The sequence below is a fragment of the Lysobacter sp. A289 genome, assembly GCF_054072675.1.
In genome coordinates this window covers 1,380,694-1,395,045 of sequence record NZ_JBSVRN010000001.1, presented here as the reverse complement: position 1 = coordinate 1,395,045, position 14,352 = coordinate 1,380,694, and the positions used below count along the sequence as shown (strand labels likewise).

At 65.2% G+C, this 14,352-nt stretch carries 15 protein-coding genes and 1 tRNA gene; 5 read left to right on the top strand and 11 right to left on the bottom strand.

What is annotated here, in order from left to right:
- Positions 1 to 9 precede the first annotated feature (9 nt).
- On the bottom strand, positions 10 to 426 hold the full coding sequence (gene rnk / locus ACW5DN_RS06365) for a nucleoside diphosphate kinase regulator (RefSeq protein WP_456961888.1): 417 nt from the start codon (positions 424 to 426) through the stop codon (positions 10 to 12).
- Between the two features lie 252 nt (positions 427 to 678).
- Here rnk and ACW5DN_RS06360 point away from each other — a divergent pair.
- From ACW5DN_RS06360 to sugE, 5 genes are all read left to right on the top strand, one after another.
- Positions 679 to 765 (top strand) — tRNA-Leu (locus ACW5DN_RS06360).
- 151 nt (positions 766 to 916) lie between these two features.
- A complete protein-coding gene (gene rnr / locus ACW5DN_RS06355) occupies positions 917 to 3,370 on the top strand; it encodes a ribonuclease R (protein WP_456961887.1) in 2,454 nt (817 codons plus the stop codon).
- Positions 3,371 to 3,637: 267 nt separating this feature from the next.
- Positions 3,638 to 4,036: a hypothetical protein gene (locus ACW5DN_RS06350; RefSeq protein WP_456961886.1), complete on the top strand. Its 399-nt coding sequence runs from the start codon at positions 3,638 to 3,640 to the stop codon at positions 4,034 to 4,036.
- A gap of 189 nt (positions 4,037 to 4,225) precedes the next feature.
- Positions 4,226 to 4,978 (top strand): 23S rRNA (guanosine(2251)-2'-O)-methyltransferase RlmB, encoded by a 753-nt coding sequence (gene rlmB / locus ACW5DN_RS06345; RefSeq protein WP_456961885.1) that lies wholly within the window; start codon positions 4,226 to 4,228, stop codon positions 4,976 to 4,978.
- 72 nt (positions 4,979 to 5,050) lie between these two features.
- Positions 5,051 to 5,368 carry a quaternary ammonium compound efflux SMR transporter SugE gene (gene sugE / locus ACW5DN_RS06340; RefSeq protein ID WP_456961884.1) on the top strand — a complete coding sequence of 106 codons (318 nt, stop codon included), beginning with the start codon at positions 5,051 to 5,053 and terminating at the stop codon, positions 5,366 to 5,368.
- 30 nt (positions 5,369 to 5,398) lie between these two features.
- Here sugE and rnt read toward each other — a convergent pair whose 3' ends face one another.
- The 10 genes from rnt to ACW5DN_RS06290 all read right to left on the bottom strand — a co-directional run bounded on the left by rnt (position 5,399) and on the right by ACW5DN_RS06290 (position 14,292).
- The gene (rnt, locus tag ACW5DN_RS06335) at positions 5,399 to 6,076 is read right to left on the bottom strand and encodes a ribonuclease T (protein ID WP_456961883.1); all 678 of its coding nucleotides are present in this window, start codon (positions 6,074 to 6,076) and stop codon (positions 5,399 to 5,401) included.
- Positions 6,077 to 6,101: 25 nt separating this feature from the next.
- Positions 6,102 to 7,001 (bottom strand): HvfC family RiPP maturation protein, encoded by a 900-nt coding sequence (locus ACW5DN_RS06330; protein WP_456961882.1) that lies wholly within the window; start codon positions 6,999 to 7,001, stop codon positions 6,102 to 6,104.
- Entirely contained in the window at positions 6,976 to 7,860 is an 885-nt protein-coding gene (locus tag ACW5DN_RS06325) for an HvfB family MNIO-type RiPP peptide maturase (RefSeq protein ID WP_456961881.1), read from the bottom strand. Before ACW5DN_RS06325 ends, ACW5DN_RS06330 begins: the two co-directional genes overlap by 26 nt.
- A 25-nt stretch (positions 7,861 to 7,885) precedes the next feature.
- Positions 7,886 to 8,305, bottom strand: a complete 420-nt coding sequence (locus tag ACW5DN_RS06320) for an HvfA family oxazolone/thioamide-modified RiPP metallophore (protein ID WP_456961880.1) — start codon at positions 8,303 to 8,305, stop codon at positions 7,886 to 7,888.
- A gap of 69 nt (positions 8,306 to 8,374) precedes the next feature.
- Positions 8,375 to 9,106 carry a phosphate signaling complex protein PhoU gene (gene phoU, locus ACW5DN_RS06315; RefSeq protein WP_456961879.1) on the bottom strand — a complete coding sequence of 244 codons (732 nt, stop codon included), beginning with the start codon at positions 9,104 to 9,106 and terminating at the stop codon, positions 8,375 to 8,377.
- A gap of 10 nt (positions 9,107 to 9,116) precedes the next feature.
- On the bottom strand, positions 9,117 to 9,908 hold the full coding sequence (gene pstB, locus ACW5DN_RS06310; protein WP_456961878.1) for a phosphate ABC transporter ATP-binding protein PstB: 792 nt from the start codon (positions 9,906 to 9,908) through the stop codon (positions 9,117 to 9,119).
- A gap of 46 nt (positions 9,909 to 9,954) precedes the next feature.
- Positions 9,955 to 10,851, bottom strand: coding sequence for a phosphate ABC transporter permease PstA (gene pstA / locus ACW5DN_RS06305; RefSeq protein ID WP_456961877.1), 897 nt, complete (start codon positions 10,849 to 10,851; stop codon positions 9,955 to 9,957).
- Entirely contained in the window at positions 10,851 to 11,810 is a 960-nt protein-coding gene (gene pstC / locus ACW5DN_RS06300) for a phosphate ABC transporter permease subunit PstC (protein ID WP_456961876.1), read from the bottom strand. The genes pstA and pstC overlap by 1 nt, the downstream gene beginning before the upstream one ends.
- Positions 11,811 to 11,922: 112 nt before the next feature.
- Entirely contained in the window at positions 11,923 to 13,035 is a 1,113-nt protein-coding gene (gene pstS, locus ACW5DN_RS06295) for a phosphate ABC transporter substrate-binding protein PstS (RefSeq protein WP_456961875.1), read from the bottom strand.
- 105 nt (positions 13,036 to 13,140) lie between these two features.
- Positions 13,141 to 14,292, bottom strand: coding sequence for an OprO/OprP family phosphate-selective porin (locus tag ACW5DN_RS06290; protein ID WP_456961874.1), 1,152 nt, complete (start codon positions 14,290 to 14,292; stop codon positions 13,141 to 13,143).
- Positions 14,293 to 14,352 lie beyond the last annotated feature (60 nt).

The following is a 14,352-nucleotide window of genomic DNA, read 5'->3' as shown; positions in this document are numbered from 1 at the left end:
GCGACGGCCTCAGCGGTGCAGTTCGCCTGCAGCCTCGGGCTGGTAGCGGATCGAAAGGACTTCAAGGGTGATCGTGCGGCCGCCAGGCACCGGCCAGTCGATGACCGCACCCACGTGCAGGCCAAGCAACGCGCTGCCGACCGGCGCCAGGATCGACACCTTCTCCGGGCTGCCGTCGGCATCCTTCGGGTAAACCAGTGTCAGCTCACGCTCGGCGGCGCTGTTGACGTCGCGGAAACGGGCGGTCGAGTTCATCGTGATCACGTCATCGGGCATCTCGGCCGGCTCGAGCAATTCGGAGCGATCGAGCTCGTGGCGCAATGCGTCGGTGTTCAGGCCCTGTGCCAGCGGCTGTTCGAGCAGGGACTCCAGACGCTCGTAGTCCAAGCGCGACAGCAACAGCGGCGGGGTGGTGGTAGCGTTCATGCTTCATGGCTCCAAAAGCAATGCGGACGACGCATCGAAAAACGCGCGTCGTCCGCGGGAATCTGTCGTGGTGGGTTGAAGTTAGCTCTGAATCGGGCGCGCATCAACTGCGATGGCAGGAGCGGCCCGTCGAGCCCTTCCCGGATGCATTGTCCCACTTTTCGGGAATTTTATTCGCACGCGGGGCGTTGACAAGACTTTCCGCGCGCCGCAACATACGCGGCCCGCACAGCCAGATTGGTTTTGCGGTTTGCCCGGGTGGCGGAATTGGTAGACGCACTAGCTTCAGGTGCTAGCGGGGGCAACTCCGTGGAGGTTCGAGTCCTCTCCCGGGCACCAACACCGTTCGACGACTACCATGTCGGACAAACAAGAACCCCGCCCCGGCGGGGTTTTTTTTATTGCCGATAGCCTGTCCAACCCGCTTGCTCACTGCTCGGCGGCGATTTTACCTACAGCCTGTTGACGCGGCACCTGTAACATCTCGGCGATGAACAAGCCTCCCAGCAAGCGCCGTGGCGCCAAAAAATCGACCGGCAAGACCGGAACCTCGCAGTCTGCCGGTAGCGCCAAGCCCGGAAAAGCTGGTCGAGGGTCGGCCAAGGCTGGCGGCAAGAAGCCTGGTTGGCTGCCCGAGCCGCCACCGAGCGGTGCCCGCAAGCCGCCGTTGGCGCCGCTGCACGGTAGTGCCGTGTCAAGCGATGGCAGGCTGCATGATCCCCACGCCGCCCGCGAGGCTGCCCGTTACGAGCAGCCCATCGCCAGCCGCGAGATGATCCTGCAGGTGTTGGTTGACTCCGACGGGCCGATGAACGCCGAGGCGCTGGCGGCCCGGCTGGGCCTGGACGAGCCGGAACGTTTCGAGGCGATGACCGCGCGGTTGCGCGCGATGGTTCGCGACGGCCAACTGCTGCAGAACCGCCGAGACGGTTACGTGCCGGCCGAGCAAGTCGACCTGGTCGCCGGCAGCGTGATCGCCAACCCCGACGGCTTCGGCTTCCTGCGCCCTGAGGCCGGTGGCGACGACCTGTTCCTGCCGCCCTACGAGATGCGCAAGGTGATGCACGGCGACCGCGTGCTGGCCAGCGTGACCGGTGTCGACCGCCGCGGCCGCCAGGAAGGCGCGATCGTGGAGGTGCTGGAGCGCCGGCTCAATCGGCTGATCGGGCGCTTCACGCTGGAGGACGGTGTCTGTTATGTCGAACCCGATGATCGCCGCGTCCAGCGCAACATCCTGATTCCGCCCGAGGCGCGCGGCGACGCCCAGCCCGGCAACCTGGTGGTGTGCGAATTGACCCGCTCCCCGGATGCGCGCCGGCCGCCGCTGGGCCGGATCCTGACTGTCCTGGGTGACCGCCTGACCGCGTCGCTGGCGGTGCAGGCGGCGATCCACGGTCACGACATCCCGTATGAATTCCCGCCCGAAGTGCTCGACCAGGCGGCCGCGATCCCGGTGGATGTATTGCCGGCCGAGACCGCCAAGCGCGTCGACCTGCGCGAGCTGCCGCTGGTCACCATCGATGGCGAAGATGCCAAGGACTTTGATGATGCGGTGTGGTGTGAGCCCAACCGCGACGGCTTCCGCGTGGTGGTGGCGATCGCCGACGTGTCCCATTACGTGCGTCCGGGCCATTCGCTGGATGAGGAGGCGCAGAAGCGCGCGACGTCGGTGTATTTCCCCGGCTTCGTGGTGCCGATGCTGCCCGAGGTGCTGTCCAACGGCATCTGCTCGCTGAAGCCCAAGGTCGACCGGCTGTGCTTTGTCTGCGACATGCAGGTCGATCGCGATGGCCAGGTGACCGAGGCGAAATTCTACGAAGCGGTGATGAACTCGCACGCGCGATTGACCTACAACCAGGTCTGGAGCGCGATTGGCGACGGCGTCGAGGAAGACGCCCGGAACGAGGCGCTGGAACAGGTGGGGTCGCTGCTGCCGAACCTGCAGCGACTGCACCAGCTGTACCAGGTACTGGCCAAGGCGCGGGCGAAGCGCGGCGCGATCGAATTCGAGTCCAGCGAAGTGCGCTTCGTGCTGGGCGAGCGCGGCGAGGTGGTGCAGGCCGGCATGCTGGTGCGCAATGACGCGCACAAGCTGATCGAGGAATGCATGATCGCCGCCAACGTGGAGGCGGCGAAGTTCCTGATCAACGCCGAGGTGGTCGCGCCGTACCGCACCCACGACCGGCCGCCGGAGCAGAAGTACGAAGACCTGTTGGAGTTCCTCAAGGAGTTCCAGCTGCGGATGCCGCCGTGGTCCAAGGTGCAGCCGCGTGATTACACCCAACTGCTGCGCAACATCCGCGAACGCGCCGATGGGCCGTTGATCGAGTCGGTCCTACTGCGCAGCCAGAGCCTTGCCGTGTACCAGCCCGAGAACATCGGCCACTTCGGTCTCGCGCTGGAGGCCTACGCCCACTTCACCTCGCCGATCCGGCGCTATCCCGACCTGCTGGTGCACCGCGCGATCAAGCACGCACTCACCGGCGCCAAGGCGGAGCATTTCCGCTACTCGCCCAGCGACATGGCGCAGTTGTCGCTGCAGAGTTCCGAGCGTGGCCGCCGCGCCGACGAGGCCTCACGCGAGGTCGATGACCGCTACCGCGCCGCCTGGATGGAGCAGCACGTGGGCAGCCGGTTCGACGGCGTGATCAGCGGCGTGACCAGCTTCGGCTTGTTCGTGGAGCTGGACGATTCCAAGGTCAACGGCTTGGTCCACGTCACCCAATTGCCGAACGATTACTATCGCTTCGATCCGATCCGCAAGACCCTCACCGGCGAGCGCACCGGCCGCGAATTCCGCCTCGGCGACCGCGCCAGCATCATCGTGATGAAGGCCAGCCTGGAGGAGCGCAAAATCGACTTCCGATTGGCCGAGGAGACCGGTGACGCCAAACCCGTGCCGCCCCGCGCCGAGCCGGCCAAGCGCAAGAAGCAGAAGCGCTGAGAGGCCTGACACATCGTCTACACGGTCCGTCTACACCGTTCCTCCCCTCACGCCTCTATGCCGTCATCCCCCGCCGTTGCGCCGTCATCCCTCCGTCATCCCCGCCGACATCCCCGCCTCCCCGCCGACATCCCCGTCTCTATGCCGTCATCCCCGCGCAGGCGGGGATCCATGGACGTTCGCGACGACATTGTAAAAGCCCGTGCAGGAAGAGCAGCATGGTTCCGAAGATCGATATCGACTATTTCGACGAATAAGGAGAGACGCATGCAATACGCCCTGAAAAGCATCGCGGCTGGAGTCGTGTCAGGCGGAATCACTTATGTCGCATCCATTTACGCGCTCGGCTTCACCAATGCCTTTGGCATGCCAGATGGCTTTCCTCTCGCCCTCTGGGACGCGGCAGTGGTCTTTGGCATAGGCGCCATGCTCGTGGCATTGCTGATCCACTTCCTCGCAATTCGATTGCTTGCCGCCAGAGTCTTTCTCGCCTTCGCGGCATTTGCGGTGACCGGGTTTGCAGCCTTGGTAGTGTCTGGTCTGCTGCCCCATGGCGGCAAGGCTCTTGCAGCATGGTTGATCGGCGCCTTGCTGGCATCGGTGGCCCACAGTCGGCTGCGGTCCGGCAATTCATTCAAGCCGAACCCGCTACACAGGTCGGCTTAGTTCGGGCGTTAGCTGACCAAACATATGCGCATCCTCGCTCTGGCATCATTTTGAGAGTCGCGGAGGCTCGAATCGCTGACTTTTCAGGAAGCGGGTAACGCGTCTCCCGGTCACGACACCATCGTGCAGTCGGCTGTCTGCTCCGCCGCGCCTTACAATGGCCGGCCCTATCGCCATTTCCCGACCCGCATGAGCCAGAAACAATGGATTGCCGGCATCAATGCCGTTACCGCCGCGATCGAGCACGACGCCGACAATGTGCGCGAGGTGCTGATTGAGGCCGGGGCGAAGAATCCGCGCCTGACCGAGATTGAGACGTCTGCGCGCCGGTTCGGGATCGATGTGCGCCGGGTCAACCAGCAGGCGCTGGCCGGCGTGGTCGGCAACCTGCGTCACCAGGGCGTGGTGGCACGTTACGCGGCGGCGAAGACCTGGGGTGAGGACGAGCTGGAAGATCTCGTCGTTGCTGCCGAAGGGCGCGCGCTGATCCTGCTGCTGGATGGCGTGCAGGACCCGCACAACCTGGGCGCCTGCCTGCGCAGCGCGGCGGCGGCGGGCGCTACCGCGGTGATCATCCCCAAGGACAAGTCGGTCCAGGTCAACGCCACCGTGCGCAAGACCTCCGCGGGTGCCGCCGACAGCGTGCCGGTGGTGCCGGTAACCAACCTGGCCCGGACCATGCGGGACCTGCAGAAGCTCGGAGTCTGGTTGTACGGCCTGGCGGGCGATGCGCAGGCATCGCTGTACTCGATCGACCTGCGCGGCAACGTCGGGCTGGTGCTGGGCGGCGAGGGTGATGGCCTGCGCCGGTTGACGCGCGAGAACTGCGACCAGTTGGTGAACATCCCGATGCCCGGCGGCGACGGCGGCGGTGTCGAGAGTCTCAACGTCTCGGTCGCCACCGGCGTAACCTTGTTCGAAGCGGTGCGCCAGCGGCTTTGAGTTTGCAGGGCGCGGGGACGACCCCGCCGCTCCAGTTCATCCGGGGACGGCCCCATCGATACGGAGAACGTCATGGCCTGGATCATCCTGCTACTCGCCGGCCTGTTTGAGATCGCCTGGGCGATCGGGCTGAAATACACCGAAGGATTCACCCGCCTGTGGCCGACGGTCGGCACCCTGACCGCCATGGCGATCAGTGTCGGCATGCTCGGCATCGCGATGAAGTCGCTGCCGGTCGGGACCGCCTACGCGATCTGGGTGGGTGTGGGCGCAGTGGGCACCGTCATCCTGGGCGTGGTGCTGTTCGACGAGCCGGTGAATGCACTCCGGGTCGGCAGCATCCTGCTGATCATCGCGGGGCTGATCGGCCTGAAGCTGGCCACGCCGTAGCCTTGACCGCCACAGCGGCATGGTGGCCATTTACGGCGAGGACGGCATCCGGGCCAGCGGAGCGACACCGGCCATCGGTCCCGGCCACGCATTGACGATCTTGCAGAACAGCTCGGCGGTGCGCTCGGTGTCGTAGACCGCGGAGTGGGCCTCGTTGGCATCCCACTCGAAGCCGGCCGCCTGCACCGCGCGGGCGAGCACGGTCTGGCCGTACGCCACCCCGGCAAGCGTCACGGTGTCGAACACGCTGAAGGGGTGGAACGGGTTGCGCTTGTGACCAACCCGGGTGACGGCGGCATTGAGGAAGTTGAGATCGAAGTGCGCGTTGTGGCCCACCAGGATCGCGCGCTGGCAGCCGTGCTTCTTGCACGCCGCGCGCACCGGGGCAAACACGTGATCCAGCGCCGCGCGTTCTTCCTTGGCGAGCCGGAACGGGTGGTCCAGCACGATGCCGGTGATCTCCAGCGATTTGGGGTCGATATCCAGGCCGGGCGCGGGCTCCACGTGGGCGTTGGTGGTCTCGCCGAGGATCAACAGCCCGTTTTCGTCGATATCCAGCGGCAATACCGCGATTTCGAGCAGGGCATGGCGGTTCCAGTCGAAGCCGCCGGTTTCCACATCGACCACGACTGGCAGGAAGCCGCGGAAGCGGGTGGCCAATGGCGAGACCGTTGACGCGTCAGGGGAGGGTGTTGCAGCAGTTGTCATCGCGGGAGCGTAGCAGACGGGTGCGTCAGGCTTGGCTTGGCGTTTTTTTTCTGGTGCCGACAATGACGCCGCTCGCTCGCAGTTGTTGCAGCATCACATGGCCCTGTTCGATGAAGGCATCGTCGGCGGCAATCGCGGCTTCCGCGGCCAGAGCCCGCAGCTGGCTGCGGCCATCCAATGCGGGCTGTTGTTCCAGTCTCTGCAGCAGGCGGAACGTCAGCGCGCTGAGTTGCTGGAAGTGGACTTTTCCGGCCGCGTCGCGTTGCAGCAGCAGGCAGGTGGGCTCTGGCGGCGGCGTGTCGGGTTGGTACCCGGGGCCGATCCGGTGCACCGGCCATGTGTACGACAGCGGCCACGCCAGCGGCGACACCAGTGGGCGGTCGTCGAGCAGGGCCCCGGAGCCGCCGTCGGGATCGGGAGCGATATCGTCGGCGCGTGCCTCGCTGATCTGCAGGGCCAGTTCGATCCATTCGTAATGGGCCAGTTCCGGCAGCCAGGGCGGGGTGTCGCGTCCCGGTGCATGGGCGTGCTCTCCGGCAGGGTTTTCGTCCTGCGCGACGCGGGTTTCCAGGTAGCGAACAAATTCGCGCGCCACTTCGGTGAACAGAGGGGTGCGTGAAGGATGGTCGCGATAGAAGTCGCGCACCAATGCCGACCAACGGTCGGTATCGGGCGCACCGCCCAGGATCCGTTTGATCACCGGGAAGTTGCCGGCCAGCATCGACTGCAGGTTGTTAAAGAACAACTCGCGATAGACCTTCAGCCGGCGCGCTTCGATACCGGTGGGCGGCGGCGCGTTGTCAGGATCGCGGATGTAGTCGCTGAGTGCGCGCAGGGCGTTGCTGCCGGTCGCTGCCTCGATGTTGCTGCGGTTGCCTGCACCGTTGGTGATGGAGTCCTCAGGCGACACGGGAGGCCTGGCCATGCGGCGGTTCGTGCTGCTCTGCGCGGTGCGGGTCGAGATGCCGGCGCACGATATCCAGCTCGCCCAGCAACTCGCCCAGTGGCGGCAGGTTGAAGTCGCGCTCCAACAAGGTCGGACGCGGGCCGAATGCCCGGTAGGTCTGCGCCAGCAACGCCCATACCGGGTCGCTGACGGCCGCGCCGTGGGTGTCGATCTTGAGATCCGCGGCTTCGTCAAAGTGCCCGGCGACGTGGAGGTAGGCGATGCGTTCGCTGGGTAGCGCGTGCAGGAAGTCGAGGGCGTCGTAGCCGTGGTTGGTCGCGTTGACTACAAGGTTGTTGACGTCCAGCAGCAGGTCGCAATCGGCGCGGTCGAGCACGGCCCGGATGAAGTCGATCTCGCGCATGGCATCGGGCGCGGGCAGGGTGGCGTAGTAGGAGATGTTCTCCACCGCGATGCGCCGGCCCAGCGCGTCCTGGACGCGACGGATACGCGCCGCGACGTGGTCGACGACGGCATCGGTGAACGGCAATGGCATCAGGTCATAGAGCTGGCCCTGATCGTCGCTGCAGGCGCTGAGGTGCTCGCTGTAGATCGGGCATTGGTGTGCGTCCAGGAACCGGCGCAACTTGCCCAGGAAGGTGTCGTCCAGCGGCCCCGGCCCGCCGAGCGAGAGCGATAGCCCATGGCACACAAGCGGATGGCGCGAGGCGAGTTCCCGAAAGTCCTCACCCAACGCGCCACCGACGCCGATCCAGTTTTCCGGCGCGGCTTCGAGGAAGTCGAAACTGCCTGCCGGCGCCACCCGCAACTCGGGCAGCAAGCCGCGTCGCAGGCCCAGGCCGACGGCATGGGGTGCGAGCGCGGCGGTGGACGTCATTGCGATGAGGCAGTCACAGCGAGGCTCACATCGAGCCGCACTTGCCCTCGCCACATTTGCCTTCCGTGTCGGTCTTGGCGGGCATGTCGGCCTTCTTTGCAGCGCGGTGGGCCTTCATCTCATCGGCGTCGATGAAGCCGTCGCCATTGCCATCGTGGGCGGCGAACTTGCTGCTGTCGCCATCATGTGCGGCAGCGAATTCGGCTGGGGACAGCTGGCCGTCCTTGTCGGTATCCATCTTGTCCATGCCGCACATGCCTTCGCCGCACTTGCCCTCGTGGGCGGTTTTCTCGGTAGCTGCCGCGTCCTGTGCGCCGAGCATGTAGCCCTGCGCCAGCGGGGTGGCGGCAAATGCGGAGCTGGCAAGAACGGCGCCAGTGAAGACCAGGCTGCCGGCGAGGGCGGCACTGGCGGCGAAAACGGGCTTGTTCGACTTGTGCGACATGGTGTTGTCTCGTCATTAGCGGCCGCGCCGCGGTGGTGGTAATGCTAGCGCGGTTACGACGCAGGTGGATCAACGCGTGCCGGGGGCTCCCGGTCGGGGCGCCAACGTGTTGCTGTCATCCGCCTTCGGGCGCGGGGGCAGGTCGTCCTCGCCATGGACGAGGAACCAGACGTTCTCGGCGATGTTGGTGGCGTGGTCGCCGATGCGCTCGATGTTCTTGGCCATGAACAGCAGGTGGGTGCACGGGGTAATCACGCGCGGGTCTTCCATCATGTGGGTCAGCAGTTCGCGGAACAGCGCGGTGTAGGCGGTATCGATCGCGACATCGCTTTCGCGCACGCGCTTGGCGGCGTCTACGTCGCTGTCGCGATAGGCCACCAGCACGTCGCGCAACTGGGTCACCGCCAGCCGCCCGATCACTTGCAGCCCGCTGATGTGCGGCAGTGGCGGTGCCAGGTTCAGCGCGGTGGAGCGTTTGGCGACGTTGGCTGCGTAGTCGCCTATGCGCTCGATATCGGAGGTGATGCGGATCGCCGCCAGGATCTCGCGCAGGTCGCGCGCCATCGGCCCGCGCAGGGCAAGTTTCATGACGTCGTGGCTGATTTCCTGCTCGAGCTGGTCGATCGCCTCGTCGTTGTCGATGATCCGGGTGGCAGCCGAGTCGTCGCGACGGGATACCACGTCCAGCGCGGCTTCCAGTTGGGCGGCGGCCATCTCACCCATGCGCAGGGTCTCGTCGAACAGGCGCTGCTGTTCTTCGTCGTAGCTCTTGACGATGTGGTCGCTGGGAGTCGGTGTCATGTCAATGTCCTCAGCCGAAACGGCCGGTGATGTAGTCCTCGGTCTGGCGCTTGGACGGGTTGGAGAAGATGGTGCTGGTCACGTCGTGCTCGATCAGGTCGCCCAAGTACATGAAGGCGGTGTAATCGGACACGCGCGCGGCCTGCTGCATGTTGTGGGTGACCATGACGATGGTGAAATCGTTCTTCAGCTCGGCGACGAGCTGCTCGATGCGGCTGGTCGAGATCGGGTCCAGCGCCGAGGTTGGCTCGTCCAGCAGCAGGACATCCGGGCGCAGCGCGATGGCGCGGGCGATGCACAGACGCTGTTGCTGGCCACCCGACAGGCCCAGTGCGCTGGCCCCGAGCTTGTCCTTGACCTCGTCCCACAGCGCGGCCTGGTGCAGGGCGTGTTCGACGCGCACGGCCATCTCCGCCTTAGACAACTTCTCGTGGTGGCGGATCGCGTAGGCGACGTTCTCGAAGATCGTCATCGGGAATGGCACCGGCTTCTGGAACACCATCCCGACCTTGCTGCGCAACCGGTTCATCGGGTACTTCGGATCGAGGATGTTCTTACCGTCCAGCAGTACCTCGCCGCTGGCGTCCTGCTTGGGATACAGCGCGTAGATGCGGTTGAACACCCGCAGCAGGGTCGACTTGCCGCAGCCCGACGGGCCAATCAGCGCCGTGACCTGCTTCTCCGGAATCGACAGATTGATCCCCTTGAGCGCATGGAACTTGTCGTAGTGGAAGTCCAGCCCGCGCGCAGCGAGCTTGGCCGTCGCATCGATGGCGACTGCGGGGGACATTGCGTTGGTCATGGCCGGGGCCTTGTGGGTACGCGAAAGGGCGGGGCGTTGCAGGAGCTCAGTCATTGGACACCCGGTGGCGGGAAATGATGGCGCGGGCGGCGAGGCTGATCAGCAGCACGAACCCGGTCAGCACCAACGCGCCGCCCCAGGCCAGGTCCTGCCAGCTCTCGTACGGACTTCCGGCGTACTGGTACATCACTACCGGCACGCTGGCGATCGGACCGGTGATGTCGGTGCTCCAGTACTGGTTACCAAAGGCGGTGAACAGCAGCGGCGCGGTCTCCCCGGAGATCCGGGCCAGCGCCAGCAGGATGCCGGTGACGATGCCGGGCATCGCCGAACGGTACATCACCTGCACAATCACCTTCCACTGCGGCACGCCCAGCGACAGCGCGGCTTCGCGCATCTGACCGGGTACCAGGCGCAGCATCTCGTCGGTGGTGCGCAATACCACCGGCAGCACGATGAAGGCCAGTGAGATCGCGCCGGCAATGGCCGAGAAATTGCCGCCGGCCTGCATGACGATCAGGGTGTACACGAACAGGCCCAGCACGATCGACGGCGCCGACAACAGGATGTCATTGACGAAGCGGACCACGGTTCCGATACGGGTGCTGCGGCCGTACTCGGCCAACCAGGTGCCCGCGGCGATGCCCAGCGGGGTGCCGATCCCGATCGCCATCAGGCACATCACCGCGCTGCCGAAGAAGGCATTGCGCAGGCCACCCTCGGCCATGGGCGGCGGGGTGTCCTGGCTGAACAACGACCACTCGATGGCGCCGATGCCTTTGGCGATCAGTGTCCACAGGATCCAGCCCAGGAACAGCAGGCCGATCGCGGTGGCCACGCAGGACAATCCCAGTGCGACCACATTGCCGATGCGCCGGCGGCGGTACAGCGAATCGGCGACGCGCGCCGATGCGCGCGTGGTGGAGGTAGTGGTGGTGGCCATCAGTTGCCCTCCTTGCGCGACAACTGGGCCAGCATAAAGCGCGCGATCGCGAGCACGATGAAGGTCACGATGAACAGCACAAAGCCCAGCAGCAGCAGGGCGGAGCGGTAGGTTTCGGTGGCCTCGCCGAAATCATTGGCGATCAGCGCGGCGATGGTGGTGCCCGGCTCCAGCAGCGAGGCGGTGAAACGGGTCGAATTGCCGATCACGAACGCGACCGCCATCGTCTCGCCGAGTGCCCGGCCCAGGCCGAGGAAGATGCCGCCGATCACCGCCGAGCGGGTGTACGGCAACACGATGTCCCAGCTGACCTCCCACTTGGTTGAGCCCAGCGCGTAGGCGGATTCCTTCAGCCGTGTGGGCACGGTCAGGAACACCTCACGCATCACCGAGCAGATGAACGGCACCACCATGATTGCCAGCACGATGCCGGCGGTGAGCATGCCGATGCCGATCGGTGGCCCCTGGAACAGTGGGCCGATGATCGGTAGCGTGCCCAGGTGCTCGTTGGCCCACGGCGTGACGTACTTGGTCATCACCGGCACCAGCACGAACAGGCCCCACATGCCGTAGATGATCGAGGGGATGCCGGCCAGCAACTCGATTGCGGTTCCAACCGGCCCGCGCAGCCAGCGCGGCGCGACCTCGGTCAGGTAGAACGCGATGCCGAAACTGACCGGTATCGCAAACAGCATCGCGATCGCCGCGGTGACGATGGTGCCGTAGATCGGCACCAGCGCGCCGTAGCGGTTTTCCACCGGGTTCCAATCGGTGCTGAAGAAGAAATCCAGCCCGGTGACCTGCAGTGCCTGGCGACCGCCCCAGAGCATCGACAGCGCCGCCCCGGCAAGCGCCAGCAACACGAACACGACGGTCGCAACCAGCGCGTAGCGGAACCAGCGATCGTTGCGCGCATCCTTGAAATCACGCGTACTGGTTGGCAAGGCAACGGTATTCATCAGTCCAGGAAAACTCCAAGTGGTCGTAGGGCGCATTGTTAATGCGCCCTACGTTCCGATGTCGTGCGTAGGGCGTACTAGGCGAAGCCGTAATACGCCGAACCCCAACCAATCACGGGGTCTTGAACTCCGCCGCCCAATACGCCTCGACCTGCGCCACCAGCTCCGCCGGCAACGGCACGTAATGCAATTGCGATGCCTGCGGCTGGCCGTTCTCCAGCGCCCACTTGAAGAACGCCATCGCGTCCGCGCTGCGCTTGGCATCCTTGGGCTGCTTGTACATCAGGATGAAGTTGGTCGCGGTGATCGGCCATGCCTCGGCGCCCGGGGCGTTGGTGATGACCAGGTTGAAGTCTTTTGCGCCAGCCCAGTCCGCTGTTGCGGCGGCGGCCTGGAACGACTCGGCGCTGGGGGCGACGAAGTTGCCGGCGGCGTTTTGCAGCAAGGTATGGGACATCTGGTTCTGGATTGCGTAGGCGAGCTCGACGTAACCGATCGAGCCATCGATCTGCTGCACGTATGACGCCACGCCTTCATTGCCCTTGCCGCCGACGCCGTCGGGCCACTGCACCGACTTGCCCTCGCCGACCGCGTCCTTCCAGGCCGGGCTGACCTTGTTCAGGTAATTGGTGAAGTTGAACGTGGTGCCCGAACCGTCCGAGCGCTGGACCAGGTTGATTTTCGTCGCCGGCAGTTCGACGCCGGGGTTGAGCGAAGCGATCGCGGCATCGTTCCAGGTCTTGACCTTGCCTAGGTAGATGTCCGCCAGCAGCGCGCCGGTCAGGCGCAATTCGCCGGGGTCGATGCCTTCAACGTTGACCACCGGCACCACGCCGCCGATGGCCGAAGGGAACTGGCCAAGGCCGGCCTCGGCCAGCTCGGCGCTGTCCAGCGGCGCATCGGAGGAGCCGAAGTCCACTGTCTCGGCCTTGATCTGGGCGATGCCGCCGCCCGAACCGATCGACTGGTAGTTGACCATGTTGCCGGTCGCGGTGTGGTAGTCGGCCGACCACTTGGAGATCAGCGGGAAGATGAAGGTCGCGCCGGCGCCGGTGATCTGCGCGGCAACCTGATCGGTGGCGTCTGCAGAGGCCGTCGAACCGGCGGTGGTGCCGGTATCGGTGGTCGGGGCTGAATCGTTGCCCGAGCAGGCGCTCAGAGCGACCGCAAGGGCGAGGGACAGGGCAGCGGTGCGGACAATAAATCGGGCCGGTGTCGGGTTCATGGGTAACTCCGTGACGGAAAGGGCCGGCTTGATGCCAGCGGGTTGAGCCTATGAAATGATATTTTTGTTACATGTGTATGACAGTCGTGCGGCTTTGTTACAGCGCTACCAATAGAACTGCGCACGTGCCTCGACGATATTGGGGTCGTCGCTGACACCAAGACGCTCGCTGTCGACCTGCACGTAGTTCAGTGCGAACTTGAAGTTTTTGCGCCAGTACAAATTGACGCCGGCGGTCAGTGCGTCCATCTGGCCGCCCTCGACCGTGCCGTCGTCGAGGTCGATCGTGTCGTAGCGCAGGCCGAGCTGCCACATGCCGCGGGCCGGATCGGCCGGCTTGGCGGTACCGGGCACTCCGCCCTTGTAGCTCCAGCTCTCGCCGGTCAGGTTGTAGAGCGCGCTGAGGTAGCCGCCGCTGGCGCTGTAGTCGGCGTTGTCATGGCGGCTGACCTCGCCTTGCATGTACTCGCCCTGCAGCTTGAACGGGCCCCGTACCCAGAACGCCTCGGCGCCGGTGGTGGCGAGGCGATCGGTATCGGTGAGAGTGCCGGAGTCGACCAGCCGCACGCCGGCCAGGTCGGCCTGCGGACGGGTGCGCAGGCGCAGGGTGTCAGCGTCGGTGTCCTGGTTCACGTAGGACAGGCCGAAATGAAGGATGCTGCCGTCCTGGTTGATCGGCGCAAAGGTGCCGCGAACGCCGTAACCACTGCCATGGGCGCCGCCGCTGGTCAGTTCGCGACCGAAGCTGCTGGCGGTGATGCTCCAGTCGTCCTGGCCATAGCCATAGGCCACGCCGAGCCGGCGCGATACCGCGAAGGTGTTGGTGGTCATCGCCTTGGAGATGAAGTCGTTGTTCTTGCTCGACGACAGCTCCTCCAGGCTGCTGGGCTGCTTGAACTGGCCGGCTTGCAGCGTGTGGCCATCGCCGAAGCCGTACTCGACGTTGACATCGAGCCACTTGTCGGACTTGGCGTCGTAACCGACCACCCAGTCGACGTTGCCCGGGCCCTTGCCCTTGAGCACCAGTTCCGCGCGGCGCAGTTCGTAGTCGTGGTCACTGCCGTCGCCGGGATCGCCATCAAGGTTGGCGACGTCGTTGTCGTACCAACTGCCGTCGGTCTGGACCATGCCCTCGAAACTGATTTCGGAGCCGCCGATGGTGTCGATGGGGACGCCGGCGTGGATCAGTGGTGCCAATGCGGCGAGTGACAGGCCGACAAGGATCCGCGTTGTAAGACGGTTGGGTTTAAGTTTCATTGCGATGAGATGTCAGTACTGGGGAAGTACGCGCAGGTTAAAGGCCGCAAATGACAGAAA

Excerpts from the sequence above, each read along its gene's own strand:
- rnk (WP_456961888.1), bottom strand. The coding sequence starts at position 426 with ATGAACGCTACCACCACCCCGCCGCTGTTGCTGTCGCGCTTGGACTAC.
- ACW5DN_RS06330 (WP_456961882.1), bottom strand. The coding sequence starts at position 7,001 with ATGGCCAGGCCTCCCGTGTCGCCTGAGGACTCCATCACCAACGGTGCA.
- sugE (WP_456961884.1), top strand. The coding sequence starts at position 5,051 with ATGGCCTGGATCATCCTGCTACTCGCCGGCCTGTTTGAGATCGCCTGG.
- pstC (WP_456961876.1), bottom strand. The coding sequence starts at position 11,810 with ATGAATACCGTTGCCTTGCCAACCAGTACGCGTGATTTCAAGGATGCG.
- rnt (WP_456961883.1), bottom strand. The coding sequence starts at position 6,076 with ATGACAACTGCTGCAACACCCTCCCCTGACGCGTCAACGGTCTCGCCA.
- ACW5DN_RS06290 (WP_456961874.1), bottom strand. The coding sequence starts at position 14,292 with ATGAAACTTAAACCCAACCGTCTTACAACGCGGATCCTTGTCGGCCTG.
- pstB (WP_456961878.1), bottom strand. The coding sequence starts at position 9,908 with ATGACCAACGCAATGTCCCCCGCAGTCGCCATCGATGCGACGGCCAAG.
- rlmB (WP_456961885.1), top strand. The coding sequence starts at position 4,226 with ATGAGCCAGAAACAATGGATTGCCGGCATCAATGCCGTTACCGCCGCG.
- ACW5DN_RS06320 (WP_456961880.1), bottom strand. The coding sequence starts at position 8,305 with ATGTCGCACAAGTCGAACAAGCCCGTTTTCGCCGCCAGTGCCGCCCTC.
- phoU (WP_456961879.1), bottom strand. The coding sequence starts at position 9,106 with ATGACACCGACTCCCAGCGACCACATCGTCAAGAGCTACGACGAAGAA.
- ACW5DN_RS06350 (WP_456961886.1), top strand. The coding sequence starts at position 3,638 with ATGCAATACGCCCTGAAAAGCATCGCGGCTGGAGTCGTGTCAGGCGGA.
- ACW5DN_RS06325 (WP_456961881.1), bottom strand. The coding sequence starts at position 7,860 with ATGACGTCCACCGCCGCGCTCGCACCCCATGCCGTCGGCCTGGGCCTG.
- pstS (WP_456961875.1), bottom strand. The coding sequence starts at position 13,035 with ATGAACCCGACACCGGCCCGATTTATTGTCCGCACCGCTGCCCTGTCC.
- pstA (WP_456961877.1), bottom strand. The coding sequence starts at position 10,851 with ATGGCCACCACCACTACCTCCACCACGCGCGCATCGGCGCGCGTCGCC.
- rnr (WP_456961887.1), top strand. The coding sequence starts at position 917 with ATGAACAAGCCTCCCAGCAAGCGCCGTGGCGCCAAAAAATCGACCGGC.